Here is a 16,220-nt window from a genome sequence, read left to right on the forward strand (position 1 = left end):
GACAAGTAAAGAAGAGAGTCATGAAAAAGCCATCTTTGAAACTGGTAGCAATTGCGGCGCTGGTCGTCGTTATCGGTTCCGCTGCGGTCTGGGCCACGACAGGCAAGAGCAGCAAACCCGCCGACAAGGAAGCCAGCAAGCCGAAAGCGTCCTTGACCGTCACCACCACCAAGGCGCAAAGCGCCAACTGGCCGCTGACATTGTCGGCCAACGGCAGCATCGCCGCCTGGCAGGAGGCGGTGGTCGGCAGTGAGCTGGGCGGCCTGCAGCTGGCCGAGGTGCGCGTCAACGTCGGCGATATCGTCAAGCGCGGCCAGGTGCTGGCGCGTTTCAGCAATGACAGCGTGGAGGCGCAAGTAGCGCAGCAAAAGGCTGCGGTAGAAGAAGCGAAGGCAGCGCTGTCGGAAGCGGACGCCAATGCCGAACGGGCGCGCACGCTGGTCAACAGCGGCGCCTTGAGCGGCCAGCAGACTACCCAGTATGAAGTCGCCGAGCGCAGCGCCAAGGCGCGCTTGCAGTCGGCCCAGGCCAGCCTGGAAATGCAGCAGATCCGGCTGCGCCAGACCCAGGTGCTGGCGCCCGACGACGGCGTGATTTCTTCACGCACGGCGACGGTCGGTTCGGTGGCGTCGCAAGGGCAGGAACTGTTCAAGCTGATCCGCCAGAATCGCCTCGAATGGCGGGCCGAGGTGAATGCCACCGACCTGCTGCAGATCAAGGTCGGGCAGGAGGTCAAGCTGCGCGTCACCAACGGCGTGGTGGTGGACGGCAAGGTGCGCATGGTGGCGCCGACCGTCGATCCGCTCACGCGCAACGGCCTAGTGTATGTCGATCTGCCGGCGCCCGGCAGCGCCCATGCCGGCATGTTCGGCACCGGCCAGTTTGCGCTGGGCCACGCCGAGGCGCTGACCCTGCCGCAGAGCGCGGTGGTGATGCGCGACGGCTATAGCTATGTCTATCAGCTGGGCAAGGACGACAAGGTGACCCAGACCAAGGTCACGCTGGGACGCCGCATCGGCGACCGCATCGAAGTCGCTGAGGGCCCGAACGGCATTACGATGGCGATGACGCTGGTGGAAAAGGGCGCAGGTTTCCTGGCCGACGGCGATACCGTGCGGGTAGCGCCGGCAGCGTCGGAATCGAAGCCGGCTGCACCGCTGGCAATGAAATAAGCGAGGCCCGGCCATGAATTTTTCCGCTCTCTCGATCAAGCATCCGGTTCCGGCCATCTTGCTGTTCATCCTGCTCACCATCATGGGCTTGATGAGTTTCAAGGACATGCTGGTGCAGGACCAGCCCGATATCGATTTTCCGTTCATTTCCATTTCCACCAGCCTGCCGGGCGCTTCTCCCTCGCAGCTGGAAACCGAAGTGGCGCGCAAGATTGAAAATTCGGTCGCTACCGTCACCGACATACGCCACATCTACACCACCATCAATGACGGCGTAGTGAATACCACCGTCGAGTTCCGCCTGGAAAAGGATATTTCGGAAGCGATGGACGATGTGCGCGATGCGGTCAACCGCATACGCAGCGATTTGCCTACCGACGTCCGCGATCCGGTCTACGGCAAGGCCAGCACTTCCGGCCAGCCTATCATCACCTATACCGTCAAGTCCGACCAGCTGGACGAAGAAGCCCTGTCCTGGTTCGTCGACAACGACGTTTCCAAGGCCTTGCTCTCGGTTGCCGGCGTCGGCAAGATCGCCCGCGTCGGCGGCGTCAACCGCGAAGTACTGGTGGAGCTGGATCCGGAGCGGATGGCGGCCCTGAACGTGTCGGCGGCGCAGATCTCGCGCCAGCTGCAGCGCGTGCAGCAGGAAGCGCCGGGCGGCAAGGCTGACATCAGCGGCGCGCGGCAATCGGTGCGCACCATCGGCACGGTCGGCAACGTGGCGGAAGTGGCTGCCTTGCAGATGGCTCTGCCGGACGGCCATGTGATCCGCCTGGACCAGGTCGCCAAGGTGACCGACGGCATCGGCGAGCGCACTGCGCTGACGCTGCTCGACGGCAAGCCTGTGGTCGGCTTCGAAATCACGCGCAGCAAGGGCGCCAGTGAAATCACCGTCTCCAAAGCAGTCAAGAAAGCGGTCGCCGAGCTGAACAAGAAAGCGACCCACGTCAAGATCGAGGAAGCCTTCAACAACGTCGATGTGGTCCAGGAAAACTACGAAGGTTCAATGTCCTTGCTGTATGAGGGCGCGATCCTGGCGGTGCTGGTGGTCTGGTTCTTCCTGCGCGACTGGCGCGCAACCCTGGTGGCTGCAGCGGCGCTGCCGCTGTCGATCATCCCGACTTTCATGGCGATGAAGTTCCTCGGCTTTTCGCTCAATGGCGTGACCTTGCTGTCGCTGGCGCTGGTGATCGGGATCCTGGTGGACGATGCGATCGTCGAAATCGAAAACATCGTGCGCCATCTGCGCATGGGCAAGACGCCGTACCAGGCGGCGCTGGAAGCGGCCGACGAAATCGGGCTGGCGGTGGTGGCGACCACGTTTACGCTGGTGGCGGTATTTTTGCCGACCGCGTTCATGAGCGGCATCGTCGGAAGATTCTTCAAGCAGTTCGGCTGGACCGCGGCGATCGCGGTGACCACGTCACTGGTCGTGGCGCGCTTGCTGACGCCGATGATGGCGGCCTATCTGCTCAAGCCTATCGTGCATGAGAAAAAAGAAAGCCGCCTGATGGCGAAGTACATGGCAGTCGCCTCCTGGTGCATGCACCACCGAGTCAAGACCATGGGCATGGCGGCGCTGTTCTTCATCTTGTCGCTGGCCATGATCCCGTTCCTGCCGACAGGCTTCATTCCGCCTAGCGACCGCGGCCAGACCCAGGTCACGCTGGAACTGCCGCCCGGCAGCGTCCTGGCGGAAACCCGCGCCAGCTCGGAACAGGCGCGCCGCTTGCTGATGACCAACAAGAATGTCGCTCAGGTCTACAGTGCGATCGGCGGCGACGAGACACGCCGCTCCACCTTGACGGTGTTGCTCAAGGATCCGCCTGAGCGCAAGGAAAAGCAGACCGAGGTGGACAGCGAATTGCGCAAGCTGCTGACGCAATTGCCGGGACTGCGGTTTACCGTGGGCGGCGGCGGCAACGGCGAAGAAATTCAGCTGCTGCTCTCGGGCGACGATCCGCAGGCGCTGAGCTCGGTGACGCGGGCCATCGAGCGCGAAATCCGCACGATTCCCGACCTCGGCAACATTACCTCCAGCATCAGCCTGGTGCGGCCGGAAATCATCGTCACGCCGAATTTTGCCAAAGCGGCCGACCTTGGCGTGACGTCTTCGGCCATCGGCGAAACCTTGCGTATCGCTACCTCCGGCGATTATGACCAGCTGGTCGCCAAGCTGAACCTGCCGGAGCGGCAGATCCCGATCCGGGTGCGCCTGCCGGAAGATGCGCGGCATGACCTGAGCGTGCTGGAACGTTTGTCGGTGCAGGGCAAGAGCGGCAACGTACCTTTGAGTTCGGTGGCGGACATCCGCTTTGACAGCGGTCCGGCGCGGATTGACCGCATCGACCGCAACCGCCGCGTGATCATCCACGTCGAGCTGAACGGCCATGAAATCGGCGAAGTGATGGCGAAGATCAATGAGCTGCCGAACGTGAAGAACCTGCCGCCTAACGTCAAGCGTGGCGAGTTGGGCGACGCCGAAATCATGAAGGAACTGTTCTCCGGCTTCGCGCTGGCGATGCTGACCGGCGTGCTGTGCGTGTACATGGTGCTGGTGCTGCTGTTCAAGGGTTTCCTGCAGCCGGTGACGATTCTGGCGGCATTGCCCTTGTCCATCGGCGGCGCCTTTGCGGCCTTGCTGATCACGCATAACTCGTTCTCGATGCCGTCGCTGATCGGCTTGCTGATGCTGATGGGGATCGCGGTCAAGAATTCGATCCTGCTGGTGGAGTACGCCATCGTGGCGCGCCGCGATCATGGCATGAGCCGTTTCGATGCGTTGATGGATGCCTGCCACAAGCGGGCCCAGCCTATCGTCATGACCACCATCGCGATGGGCGCCGGCATGCTGCCGATCGCCCTCGGGCTCGGCGCGGATTCCAGCTTCCGCGGACCGATGGCGATTGCCGTCATCGGCGGCCTGGTGACTTCGACTTTCCTGAGCCTGCTGGTGATTCCGGTGGTGTTCACCTATGTCGACGATCTGCTGCTCTGGGCCAGCCGCAAGTTCCGGCGCAAGCCGGGCGAAAGCGTGGCGCACATGGTGGCCAGCAAGTTGCACATGACCGAAACCTGATCGCAACATGATCCTGAAAACGCCCGCAAGGGCGTTTTTTATTGCCATGTATTTTTGATTGCTTGCTGCTCAGGCAGTTGCCGGTTTCATCCGGCGGCAGCCAGGCTGCCGGCGAGTTCGGCGAAAGCCTTGGCGGCAGCGCTTTGATAGCTGTCCTTGCGCCAAAGCAGCGAGACGGTGCGATGCGGCAGGGCAGGGCTCAGCTGGATTTCCTTCAGTCCCGGATGTTCGCGCGCAATCGCATCCGGCAGGATGGTGGCGACGCCGCCGCGGCGGACGATTTCCACGATCGCGCTGATGGTATTGGCTTCGATCGCGATCCTGGGCGAGATGCCCTGCTGCTGCAGATAGGCGTCGACAAAGGCGCGGGTGGCGAAATCGCTGCTGAGCAGCGCCAGCGATTGCTGTCCCAGCTCGCTGGCGGCCAGCGCCGTGGCGGCGGGGCGCTGCGCCAGCGGATGTGCCAGGCCGACCACCACGCACAGCTTTTCCACGAACAGGGGCCGGCTGCTGATTTCCAGGGAGCGCACCTGGCTGAAGGCGAGTCCCAGGTCGACCTGGTCCGCAGCCAGCGCCGCTTCGATCGCATCCAGCGTTTTTTCAATCACCTGCAGCGTGATGCCGGGATAGCTGGCGTTGAAGCGGGCGATCAGCGGTCCCGCCAGATAGGATGTCAGGCTGGGCGTCATGGCCAGCCGCAGCGTGCCGCGCGCCAGGTCGCGCACATCGTGGATCGCCCGCTGGCCGGCTTCCAGCTCGCGCAGCGCCCGCCGCGCGTAGGCGACATAGGCTTCGCCGGCATCGGTGGCGCGCACCACTCTGCCGCTGCGGTCCAGCAGCTGTACCCCCAGTGTTTCTTCCAGCTGGCGGATCTGCTGCGACAAGGTAGGCTGGGAAACGTATAAAGCTTCCGCCGCCCTGGTGAAGTTGCCCTGTTCGACGACGGCGAGCAGGTAGCGTATGTGGCGTAATAGCATGTTTGATAACTATAGGCGGTTCTTATGACGATGATTGTATATCGGTCTTAGACCTAATAGCTGAATGCCTTCATCATGGCGCCATTACTTCAACACCTACAAGGAGAAGCGCCATGAAGTCCATCGTCGATGGGGTCTTGAAATTCCAGAAACACACGTTCCCGGGCTTGTCCGGCCTGTTCAAGGAACTGGCCACTACCCAAAATCCGAGCGCATTGTTCATCACCTGTTCCGACAGCCGCGTCGTGCCGGAGCTGCTGACTCAGCAGGATCCGGGCGACATCTTCGTGATCCGCAATGCCGGCAATATCGTGCCTTCCTACAGTTCGGCGCCGGGCGGCGTCACCGCCACGGTCGAATACGCGGTCGCGGTGCTGGGCGTGAGCGACATCGTGGTCTGCGGGCATTCGGATTGCGGCGCCATGACGGCCATCTCCAGCTGCAAATGCCTGGATCATCTGCCCGCAGTGGCCGGCTGGCTGCGCCATGCCGACTCGGCCAAGGTAGTGAATGCGGCCCGTACCCATGCTTCGCCGGCGGCTCGGCTAAGCGCGATGGTGCGTGAAAACGTCATCGCCCAGCTGGTGAACATCAAGACCCATCCTTCCGTTGCGCTGGCGCTGGAACAAGGCAGCCTGAACCTGCATGGCTGGGTGTACGACATTGAAACCGGCACGATCGTGGCGCTGGATGGCGCCAGCAATCAGTTCGTCTCGCTCGCCGAATTTCCCCAAACCGTTGCTACGCAAGCCAAGCGTAGCGCCCTGGCCGCTTAAGGTTTAACCACAGTCAGTTCTTCACCCGTTCTTTCACTGAAAAGGAAACATCATGCAACAAGCAAACGTATATCAAGACAACCGCGTCGCCCTCACTTCCCGCGTCATCGCCGCCAAGGCGCTGAAGGACCTGTCCTGGAAACAGCTGGCCGACGGCACCGGCCTGAGCGTGGCCTATGTCACGGCCGCGCTGCTGGGACAGCATGCCCTGCCGAAGGCTGCCGCGGAAGTGGTTTGCCGGCGCCTCGGCTTCGAGCCGGAAGCGGCGGCAGAGCTGCAAATGATTCCTCTGCGCGGCAGCATCCCGGGCGGCATCCCTACCGATCCGACCATCTACCGCTTCTACGAAATGCTGCAAATCTATGGCACCACCTTGAAGATGCTGGTGCACGAAGAACTGGGCGACGGCATCATCAGCGCCATCAACTTCAAGCTGGACCTGAAGCGGGTGGAAGATCCGGATGGCGGTTCGCGCGCGGTGATTACCCTGGATGGCAAGTTCCTGCCGAACAAGCCTTACTAGGACCGGCGTTGCGGCCTGAATTGCATCGCGCCAGGCTGATCCTGGGCCGGTTGCGGCCAGGAATACCTCCCTTCAGCCGGCTCTGGTAAAGTGCGCTTATTTACAAGCCGAGCAAAGGAAGCAGCGTCATGTGGTTCAATAATCTGGTTTTTCGTACTCATCCGCGTCTGATCATCGGCATCGCGGTGGGTTTGATCGTCTGGGCCGTGGTGCCGCAGAATTCGGCGATTACCCGCGCCCTGATCGGCTGGAATGCCGGAGTCTGGACTTATCTGCTGACGCTGTGGTGGATGATGGCCCGCGCCAGTTGCGAGCTGGTCAGGAAAAGGGCGGAGATCGAGGATGAGAATGACACCATGATCCTGATCCTGATTTGCATCGCCGCCGTCTCCAGCATTGCCGCAGTGGTGTTCGGCCTGACGCAGGCCAAGGATTTCCTGCCGGGTCCGAAAGAGATCCGCTATCTGTTTACCGGCATGACGGTGCTGGGTTCGTGGTTCCTGGTCGGCACCATCTTTACCTTGCACTATGCGCGGCTGTTTTATGCGGCCGATGAGGAGACGCCGCCGCTGCGTTTCCCGGATGAGGAAAAGAATCCGAACTACTGGGATTTCCTGTATTTCTCGTTCACCATGGCGGTCGCGGTGCAAACCTCTGACGTCAGCGTCATGACGCGCTCCATGCGCAAGATCGTCTTGCTGCAATCGGTGCTGACCTTCCTGTTCAATTCGGCGATTCTCGGCTTGTCGATCAATATCGCGGCGGGGCTGGTGGGATAGCTCAACGGAGCACGGCGGCAGGCGGCGACGTTTGCCGCCGCCGAAAACAAAAAAGCCAATCGTTTCTGCGATTGGCTTTTTGTTTTGTGGATGGAGATGAATATTGTCGTCTCCATCCGCAGGACTGCGGCGGCTTTTTATTGCCAGCCGTAGCGCCTTGCGTACCAGCCCTTCATGGCCTGCGTCAGCACGGCATAAGCCACCAGGATAAGCACCAGCCACGGGAAGTAGGTCAGCGGCAGCGCCTGCAGCTTGAAGTAGTGGGCCAGCGGCGACATCGGCAGCAGGATGCCGACCAGCATGATGATGATGGTCATGCTCATCAGCGCCCAGGAAGCGCGGCTCTGGAAGAATGGAATCTTGCGGGTACGGATCATGTGCACGATCAGCGTCTGCGACAGCAAGCCTTCGATGAACCAGCCGGACTGGAACAGGGTCTGGTGCTCCGGCGTATTGGCGCCGAAGATGTACCACATCAGGGCAAAGGTGGTGATGTCGAAAATCGAGCTGATCGGGCCGAAGAACACCATGAAGCGGCCGATCTCGGCGGCATTCCAGCGCTGCGGCTTTTCCAGGAATTCCTTGTCGACGTTATCGAACGGGATAGTGATCTGCGAAATGTCGTACAGCAGGTTCTGCACCAGCAGGTGCAAAGGCAGCATCGGCAGGAACGGCAGGAAGGCGCTCGCCACTAGCACCGAGAACACGTTGCCGAAGTTGGAGCTGGCCGTCATCTTGATGTACTTCAGCATGTTGGCGAAGGTCTTGCGGCCTTCCAGCACGCCTTCTTCCAGCACCATCAGGCTCTTTTCCAGCAGGATGATGTCGGCTGCTTCCTTGGCGATATCGACTGCGGTGTCGACCGAGATGCCGATGTCGGCGGCGCGCAGGGCCGGCGCATCGTTGATGCCGTCGCCCATGAAACCGACCACGTGACCCTTGTCATGCAGGATGCGCACGATGCGCTCCTTGTGGGTCGGGCTGAGCTTGGCGAATACCGTGGTGGTGTCGACCGCGACCGCGAGTTCGGCATCGCTCATTTTCTCGACGTGGGAACCGAGCAGCATGCCATCCACGGCGAGGCCGACCTGGCGGCAGATCTTGGCGGTGACCAGTTCGTTGTCGCCGGTCAGGATCTTGACCGTGATGCCGTGTTCCTTGAGGGCGTCCAGCGCCGGCTTGGTTGATTCCTTCGGCGGGTCGAGGAAGGCGATATAGCCAATCAGCACCAGGTCGCATTCATCGGCCACGCCGTACACTTCCTTGGTCGGCGGCAGGTCTTTGGCGGCCACTGCCACCACGCGCAGGCCTTCGGCGTTCAGGCTCGAAGTGGTGTCGTAGATTTCCTGCAGCAGTTCCTTGGTGAACGGCACCACCTGGCCGTTATGGCGTGCGTGGGTACAGACGGAGACGATTTCTTCGACCGCGCCCTTGCAAATCAATTCGTGGTGATCGTCGCGTTCGCTGACCACCACCGACATGCGGCGGCGCTGGAAATCGAACGGGATTTCATCGACCTTGCGGTAGGCCGAGGCCAGCGCCATCTCGCGCTGCAGTTCGGCGTGTTCCAGCACGGCGACGTCCAGCAGGTTTTTCAGGCCGGTCTGGTAGTGGCTGTTGAGGTAGGCATATTCCAGCACCAGGTCGTCCTGTTCGCCGAGGATGTCGGTATGGCGCTCCAGGAAAATCTTGTCCTGGGTCAGGGTGCCGGTCTTGTCGGTGCACAGTACGTCCATGGCGCCGAAGTTCTGGATCGCATCCAGGCGCTTGACGATCACCTTCTTGCGCGATAGCGCAACCGCGCCCTTGGCCAGGGTCGAGGTAACGATCATCGGCAGCATTTCCGGCGTCAGGCCGACCGCGATCGACATGGCGAACAGGAAGGCTTCGACCCAGTCGCCCTTGGTGTAGCCGTTCAGCAGGAACACCACTGGTGTCATCACCATCATGAAACGGATCAGCAGCCAGCTGACCTTGTTGACGCCGGACTGGAACGCGGTCGGCGTGCGGTCGGAGGCGGTGACACGCTCGGCCAGGGCGCCGAAATAGGTACGGTTGCCTGTCGTGACGACAATGGCGGTGGCGGATCCGCTGACCACGTTGGTGCCCATGAAGCACAGGTTGTCCAGTTCCAGCGGATTGCTGGTGTCGAGGCCGCGATGGACCACGAATTTCTCTACCGGCAGCGACTCACCGGTCATGGCCGCCTGGCTGATAAACAAATCCTTGGCAGTCAGCAAGCGCAGGTCGGCCGGGATCATGTCGCCGGCGGACAGCTGGACGATATCGCCCGGCACCAGCTTCTTGATCGGCAGTTCGATGCGGCGCGCGCCCTTGGGGTGCAAGGTGACATCGAAGTAGCGCAAGGCTTCTTCCGCAATGTCTTCGGCCAGGTCATGGCGCAGTACCGTAGCAGTATTGCTGACCATCGCCTTGAGCTTGTCGGCTGCGGTGTTGGAGCGCGACTCCTGGATGAAGCGCATCAGGGTCGACAGCACTACCATCGAACCGATGACGATGGTGGCCTTCATGTCCTCAGTCAGATACGAAACGCCGGCCAGCACCGTCAGCAGCAGATTGAAGGGATTTTTGTAGCATTGCCACAAGTGGGACCATTTCGAGATCGGCTTTTCATGCTCGACTTCATTCGGACCGGCACTGACGCGGATGTCATCGGCTTCGGCGTCGGTCAAGCCATCGGCGCGGCTGTGCAGTTTCTGGAACAGTTCGCTGACGTCGATGCTGGCAGCGGTCGACAGCGCATCCGCCAGCGTAGGCGGCACTTCCTTGTTGACCGGGGTGCTGCGGAACATGTCCGGAGCCAGCCGGCGGAAATGGCGATCCATGCCATGCGTGCGGACAAAGCTAACGAATGTATCTTTGAGAATATTCAGATTCATGGAATTCTTCTTTTTTCATGCAGTGCGGTCGGCTGTCGTCGATCAGAGGAGGCTGGCTGGGCGCTTTTAGCTTTATCGCCTTTAACTTTGTCGCATTTAACCTTGTATTAACGACTTGCTATCCATATGGATGACAAGTTCTCTGCAAAAGGCAAAAAGCGCTCAGCGCGGCACAGACTGTAAATTCGATCGGTGACATCTTGATGACAATATCAAGAGCCCGGAGACGGACGCTACATTCGATTACCCGGCGCGCGGACGCGGAACACGGGATTAGCCAAGCATGCAGCCGCTATAAATCGGCTGCGTAACTTTGCATAACAAGATCAGGTGGTGGAATACTGCGTGCCGGAAAGATGCTCCGTGCACTGGGGATGCCATCATCCGCCGCTGGCGAGATGACGGCAGGGGAATCCTGCGTTATCTTGCCGAGGCGATGCCAGAACGGGTCTGGCAACAACTGTCACTCGAACAAGTGCCCATTAAAGGGGCTCCATAAAATTTAGACTGGTGGATAGTAGCCGCGCAGTTGATGGTGGTCAAGAAAATTGTGCAGGACAGCAGAGGCTTTGTTGTACTTATTTTTGTTGTCTTTTTTGAATATGTTGATCGTTGTCATTTTTTTATTCCTCCTTGCTTTCAGGCATGCAAAACCTATACTGAAATTACAAGTAAACCAAGGAGACGATCATGATCAGACTGATTATGGATAACCTGCTGTTCTTCGTGCCGATGGCAATTGCCGGGATCATCTTGTGCGGAGAAGTGCCGGTGGCGTCGAAACTTGCACGTGGCAGCCTGCGCGCCATCGGCGCCGTTTGCGGCGCCTTGCTGGCGCTGATCATCCTGGAAGCCATACCTGCACTGTTGTAAAAGCCAGGGGCATTGCTGCCGCAGCTGGCGAGACCCTGGCGTCTCGCGGTATTTCTTTTATTTTCAAATTTGCCACAACGCCAAGCTTTGCATCGCGTGAACGCGTGGGATAATCCCTCGCAATCTTTCTTTTTTCGCCGGTGCTCACTTGAAAAAAATCTTCGCGCTAAGTCTCCTGCTTTCTTCCTCTTTCCTGCTGGTCAATGTTCAGGCGCAAGAATCGTCCGTTCCCGCATCGTTTAGCAAAGCTTTGCAGCTGGCCGGCATTCCGGCCCAGAGCGTTGGCGTGTATGTGCAGGAAGTCGACGGCAGCGGCAAGGTGCTGGCTTCGTCGAATGCCGCCACGCCCTTCAATCCCGCCTCGACCATGAAACTGGTCACTACCGACGCCGCGCTGGAGCTGCTGGGGCCGGCCTATCGCTGGAAGACCCAGGCGTACGCTGACGGCAGCCAGGCAGGCAATGTATTGCAGGGCGATCTGATTTTCAAAGGCAATGGCGACCCCAAGCTGGTGCTGGAAAACTTCTGGCTGTTCCTGCGCCAGATCCGCGCCAAGGGTATCCGCGATATCCGCGGCAATATCGTGCTGGACCGCAGCACATTCGATGAGAATGCCTACGATCCTTCCGAGTTCGACGGCGATCCGATGAAGCCGTACAACGTCGGCCCGGATGCCTTGCTGCTGAACTACAAGACGCTGACCTTCCAGTTCGTGCCGGATGCCGACAAGCGCCTGGTCAATGTCGTGCTCGATCCGCCCATGAGCGGCTACCAGGTCAAGCCGCCGCGCCTGGGGCAGGGCAGCTGCGATGACTGGCAAGGCAAGCTGCAAGCGGCGGTCGACGCCGATGGCGCCAGCTTCAACGGCGTGCTGCCGGCCTCCTGCGGCGAAAAAACCTGGTACGTGAATCCCTACAAGATGAACGCCACGCAATACTTCGGCGTGGTGTTCCGGCAGATGTGGAGCGATCTCGGCGGCACTTTCAGCGGCAGCGTCAAGAACGGCGTCACGCCGCCCGACGCCCGCCTGGTCACGGAATGGAACTCGGTCACCTTGCCGGAAGTGATACGCGACATCAACAAGTACAGCAATAACGTCATGGCGCGGCAAGTGCTGCTGACGATCGCCTCGGATATCCTGAAAGTCCCGGCCACCCCCGAGCGCGGCGCCCGCGCCATCCAGAGCTGGCTGGCCGGCAAAGGCATAGACGCCAGCGGCCTGGTGATCGAAAACGGTTCCGGGCTGTCGCGCAACGAACGGATCTCCGCCAAGACCATGGGCCGCATGATGACCTCGGCATTCCAGTCGCCCACCATGCCGGAATTCGTCTCGTCGATGCCGCTGGCAGGCTACGACGGCACCATGCGCAAGCGCCTGAAAGACCAGAGCGTCGCCGGCCAGGCCCACGTCAAGACCGGCACCCTGAACGACGTCCGCGCAATCGCCGGCTATGTCCTGGCGACATCGGGGAAATACTATGCGGTGGTGTGCCTGATCAACCACCCCAACGCGCCCAGAGGGCAGGCAGCGCAAGACGGTTTGCTGCAGTGGGTATATGAAAATGGTTGAAATGCGCGGCTGAACATCGCCGGAGATAAATCGACTCTGACCCCAATTATTTAATTGGGGTCAGAGTCGATTTAATTGACGTAATTACAGGACGATCGGCTTGTCTGACAGCTCGTTCTTTTTCCGGCCCTGGTCCGGGAAATGCTGGGTCAGGTAGCCGTTCATTTGTTCCAGCGCCGCCAGGGTGCTGTCATGGAAGGCGCCGCTGGCGAACTCCTTGGTCATGGTCTTGCACACGGCTTGCCATTCCTCGCTCTTGATGGCGCGGCCTACCGCGCGGTCGACGATGATCTCGACCTTGTGGTCGGCCAGGTTCACGTACAGCAGGACGCCGACGTTTTCTTCGGTGTTCCAGATGCGATAGTGCGCGAACAGCTCATGCGCGCGATTGCGTGAGGTCATGCCGTTGAGCACGGCCGGCAGGCTGAGCGAGCCTTCCACGATCATTTTCACTTCCGCCCGGTGCGTGACTTCGCCTTCGGCGATCTTGTGCTGGATGGCTTTCAGCGTTGCCGCGGGAAAGGCGCGCCGCGCGCTGCCTTGCGTGGTCGTCAGGTGACGCCAGAGTCGTTGTAGAGTTCCCATTACCAATCCCCCGAGGCGCCGCCGCCGTCAAAGCCGCCACCGCCGCCGGAAAAGCCGCCGCCACCGCCACCGAACCCCCCGCCACCGCCGCCGCGTCCACCCTGGCTCAGGATGCTGCCGATGATGACGCCGGCGGCGTTGCCCCAGACATTGCTGTTGAGCGCGCGGCCGGAACCGGCGCTGCCGCCGCGGGAGCGGGAAATGATGGTGATCAGGATGATGAAGCCGAAGAACAGCAGCGGCGCCAGGGCGCCCAGCAGGTCAGAGGAGGGCTCTTGCGCCTGTGTGGGCTTACGGCTCGGAGGCGCAAAGTTTTCCTGGTCCAGCAGCGGCATGATGGCTGAGATGCCTGCCGTCAGGCCGCCATAGAAATCGCCCTTGGAAAAATACGGTGCGATGATTTCCTGCAGCACGCGCTTGGACTGGGCGTCGGTCAGGGTGCCCTGGACGCCGCGTCCGGTGAGTATCATCATGCGCCGCAAAGCCTTGGGATTGTCCTTGGCCACCAGCAGGATGACGCCGTCGTCGATACCCTTGCGGCCAAGCTTCCAGGCGTCGGCGACGCGCACTGCATAGTCTTCTATGCCTTCCGGCTCGGTCTTGCTGAGCAACAGGATGGCAATCTGGCTACCGGTGCGGGTTTCGTATTCGCTCAGGGTATTGTCGAGCGTGGCGCGCTGGTCCGGCTGCAGCATGCCGACCAGGTCGGTGACATGCGACTGCAGCGGCGGCACCGCCACCTGCGTCGCCATGGTCTGCGCGGCTGCAGGCAGCGCCAGCATCGCCAGCAGGCTCAGCAGCGCCAGCCATGCCGCCGGTGCGCGGGTTACGCTACGCGACATTATTTTTTGCCGCCGAAATCGACATCGGGCGAAGTCGAAATCGCTTTTTCGTTATCCACCGTGAAAGATGGCTTGACCTTGTAGCTCATCGCCATGGCAGTCAGGTTGGTCGGGAAGCTGCGCGCCAGCACGTTGTAATCCTGCACGGCGACGATGTAGCGGTTGCGCGCTACCTTGATGCGGTTCTCGATGCCTTCCAGCTGTGATTGCGCATCGCGGTACAGGCCGTCGGCCTTCAGCTGCGGATAATTTTCAGAGACTGCCATCAAGCGCGACAAGGCCGACGACAGCTGACCCTGTACTTGCTGGAATTTCTCGAACGCGGCCGGATCGTTCAGCACTTCCGGCGTGATCTGGAAGCTGGTCGCCGCGGAGCGGGCTTTGGTCACGGCCTCAAAGGTGGCTTCTTCATGGGTGGCGTAGGCTTTCACGATCTGTGCGATCTTCGGCACCAGGTCGGCGCGGCCCTGATACTGGTTGACGACTTCGCCCCAGGCGGCTTTCACGGCTTCATCCTTGGTTTGGAAATCGTTATAGCCGCAAGCGCTGAGGAAGGAGGCGAAGACGGCAATTGCCAGCCATTTGAAGAAAGTTTTCATTGGATATCCCTGATAAAAGAAACAATGGAATGCACGTTAGCAAACTATCGCAGGCTGCTCAAGTGTTAAATAGCGGAGAAAGACAGCAATTTGCTTGCATATCGGCTTGTTTGCCAGTTAATCCCGGGGTTTTTGGATTTACAATGCGGGGTTAGCATTATTGAGGCCTGATCGTGACTTTTATAGAAAAACTATCCGCCGCCTGGCGCACCAACAATTCCTTGCTGTGCGTAGGCCTGGACCCCGATATTGCCAAATTCCCCGCACATTTGCAGCATCAGCCGGACGCGATCTACACTTTCTGCAAGGAAATTATAGACGCTACCGCCGCTACCGCCTGCGCTTTCAAGCCGCAAATCGCCTATTTCTCGGCCATGCGCGCCGAAGACCAGCTGGAAGCGATCTGCGCCTACTTGCGTGAAAACCATCCCGATATCCCGATCGTGATGGACGCCAAGCGCGGCGACATCGGCGCTACCGCAGAGCAATATGCGCGTGAAGCCTTCGAGCGCTACGGCGCCGATGCCGTGACGGTCAGCCCATACATGGGCTTCGATTCGGTCGCGCCCTACCTGGAATGGAAAGACCGCGGCGCCATCGTGCTGTGCCGCACTTCCAACGCCGGCGGTTCCGACCTGCAGTTCCTGACGGTGGACGGCGTGCCGCTGTACCAGCACGTTGCCCGCCTAGTGGCGGAGAAGTGGAACACCAACGGCCAGTGCGGCCTGGTGGTGGGAGCGACCTTCCCGCAGGAGCTGGCGCAGGTGCGCAGCATCATCGGCGACATGCCGCTGCTGGTGCCGGGCGTCGGCGCCCAGGGCGGCGATATCCAGGCGACCGTGCATGCCGGCAAGACGGCGAACGGCATGGGCATGATGATCAATTCATCGCGCGCCATCCTGTACGCCAAGCCAGACCTGGCGGCGGGCGAGGATTTCGCGCAGGCAGCCAAGCGCGTAGCGCTGGAAACCCGCGACGCCATCAATCAGTATCGCGCCTGAGGCGCCTTGGAATTATTTCAGGAAGCGCAGCAAGCCCTGCAGTGCATGGATCACGGTCTGTTCACGCACTGCGCGGCGATCGCCCGCAAACACCAGCCGTTCGGTGTGAGTGTGATGACCCACTGACCAGCCGAAGCAGACCGTGCCGACCGGCTTGCCCGGAACCGCGCCGCCGGGGCCGGCGATGCCGGTGGTGGAGACAGTGACATCGGCATTGCTGTTGGCCAGCGCGCCTTCAGCCATGGCGGCGGCGATTTCCTCGCTCACCGTGCCGTGCTGGGCGATCTCGGCTTCCGGGATATCCAGCAATTCCGTCTTGGAGGCGTTCGAGTAGGTCACGAAGCCGCAATCAAACCATTCCGAAGAACCGGCGATTTCCGTGATCGCCTGCGACACGCCGCCGCCGGTACAGGATTCCGCGGTGGACAGGAACCAGCCCTTGGCTTGCAGGGCGCGGCCGACTTGTGCTGCCAGATCAATGATTTGTTCGGTGCTGTCTTCGAGTGCGGTGTTCATGTTGCAACTCCTGTATTCTGCCTGG

General features: G+C 60.6%; 14 protein-coding genes. 8 read left to right on the plus strand and 6 right to left on the minus strand.

All coding sequences use genetic code 11. The annotated features are described in order from the left end of the window. The first annotated feature begins 20 nt into the window (after positions 1 to 20). Positions 21 to 1,172: an efflux RND transporter periplasmic adaptor subunit gene (locus AC07V8_RS08035; protein WP_494680665.1), complete on the plus strand. Its 1,152-nt coding sequence runs from the start codon at positions 21 to 23 to the stop codon at positions 1,170 to 1,172. Between the two features lie 13 nt (positions 1,173 to 1,185). Then, positions 1,186 to 4,254 (plus strand): efflux RND transporter permease subunit, encoded by a 3,069-nt coding sequence (locus tag AC07V8_RS08040; protein ID WP_494680666.1) that lies wholly within the window; start codon positions 1,186 to 1,188, stop codon positions 4,252 to 4,254. An 86-nt stretch (positions 4,255 to 4,340) separates the two neighbouring features. On the opposite strand, the gene cynR is transcribed toward AC07V8_RS08040, so the two are convergent. Continuing rightward, the gene (gene cynR / locus AC07V8_RS08045) at positions 4,341 to 5,231 is read right to left on the minus strand and encodes a transcriptional regulator CynR (protein WP_494680667.1); all 891 of its coding nucleotides are present in this window, start codon (positions 5,229 to 5,231) and stop codon (positions 4,341 to 4,343) included. Between the two features lie 113 nt (positions 5,232 to 5,344). Between cynR and AC07V8_RS08050 the strand changes: the two genes are divergently transcribed. From AC07V8_RS08050 to AC07V8_RS08060, 3 genes are all read left to right on the plus strand, one after another. After that, positions 5,345 to 6,007 (plus strand): carbonic anhydrase, encoded by a 663-nt coding sequence (locus AC07V8_RS08050; RefSeq protein WP_211443527.1) that lies wholly within the window; start codon positions 5,345 to 5,347, stop codon positions 6,005 to 6,007. A gap of 52 nt (positions 6,008 to 6,059) precedes the next feature. Then, entirely contained in the window at positions 6,060 to 6,530 is a 471-nt protein-coding gene (gene cynS, locus AC07V8_RS08055) for a cyanase (RefSeq protein ID WP_494680668.1), read from the plus strand. A 128-nt stretch (positions 6,531 to 6,658) separates the two neighbouring features. After that, positions 6,659 to 7,309, plus strand: coding sequence for a DUF1345 domain-containing protein (locus tag AC07V8_RS08060; protein ID WP_494680669.1), 651 nt, complete (start codon positions 6,659 to 6,661; stop codon positions 7,307 to 7,309). Between the two features lie 137 nt (positions 7,310 to 7,446). Here the strand turns inward: AC07V8_RS08060 and mgtA are convergent, their stop codons facing one another. After that, a complete protein-coding gene (gene mgtA / locus AC07V8_RS08065) occupies positions 7,447 to 10,209 on the minus strand; it encodes a magnesium-translocating P-type ATPase (protein WP_494680670.1) in 2,763 nt (920 codons plus the stop codon). 690 nt (positions 10,210 to 10,899) lie between these two features. Here mgtA and AC07V8_RS08070 point away from each other — a divergent pair. Together AC07V8_RS08070 and dacB are read left to right on the plus strand one after the other, a co-directional pair. Beyond that, on the plus strand, positions 10,900 to 11,082 hold the full coding sequence (locus AC07V8_RS08070) for a hypothetical protein (RefSeq protein WP_098494014.1): 183 nt from the start codon (positions 10,900 to 10,902) through the stop codon (positions 11,080 to 11,082). 148 nt (positions 11,083 to 11,230) lie between these two features. Beyond that, on the plus strand, positions 11,231 to 12,652 hold the full coding sequence (gene dacB / locus AC07V8_RS08075; RefSeq protein WP_494680671.1) for a D-alanyl-D-alanine carboxypeptidase/D-alanyl-D-alanine endopeptidase: 1,422 nt from the start codon (positions 11,231 to 11,233) through the stop codon (positions 12,650 to 12,652). 84 nt (positions 12,653 to 12,736) lie between these two features. Here dacB and AC07V8_RS08080 read toward each other — a convergent pair whose 3' ends face one another. Genes AC07V8_RS08080 through AC07V8_RS08090 form a run of 3 tightly spaced genes read right to left on the minus strand, consistent with a single transcriptional unit; the run spans position 12,737 to position 14,678 of the window. After that, positions 12,737 to 13,237 (minus strand): TPM domain-containing protein, encoded by a 501-nt coding sequence (locus AC07V8_RS08080; RefSeq protein WP_494680672.1) that lies wholly within the window; start codon positions 13,235 to 13,237, stop codon positions 12,737 to 12,739. Continuing rightward, positions 13,237 to 14,079: a TPM domain-containing protein gene (locus AC07V8_RS08085; protein WP_494680673.1), complete on the minus strand. Its 843-nt coding sequence runs from the start codon at positions 14,077 to 14,079 to the stop codon at positions 13,237 to 13,239. The genes AC07V8_RS08080 and AC07V8_RS08085 overlap by 1 nt, the downstream gene beginning before the upstream one ends. Then, positions 14,079 to 14,678, minus strand: coding sequence for a LemA family protein (locus AC07V8_RS08090; RefSeq protein WP_494680674.1), 600 nt, complete (start codon positions 14,676 to 14,678; stop codon positions 14,079 to 14,081). The genes AC07V8_RS08085 and AC07V8_RS08090 overlap by 1 nt, the downstream gene beginning before the upstream one ends. Positions 14,679 to 14,851: 173 nt before the next feature. Between AC07V8_RS08090 and pyrF the strand changes: the two genes are divergently transcribed. Continuing rightward, a complete protein-coding gene (gene pyrF, locus AC07V8_RS08095) occupies positions 14,852 to 15,679 on the plus strand; it encodes an orotidine-5'-phosphate decarboxylase (protein WP_494680675.1) in 828 nt (275 codons plus the stop codon). 12 nt (positions 15,680 to 15,691) lie between these two features. On the opposite strand, the gene AC07V8_RS08100 is transcribed toward pyrF, so the two are convergent. Next, entirely contained in the window at positions 15,692 to 16,195 is a 504-nt protein-coding gene (locus AC07V8_RS08100; RefSeq protein WP_494680676.1) for a CinA family protein, read from the minus strand. Positions 16,196 to 16,220: the final 25 nt, after the last annotated feature.

The organism is Collimonas sp. GW821-FHT02H07, from assembly GCF_059421505.1.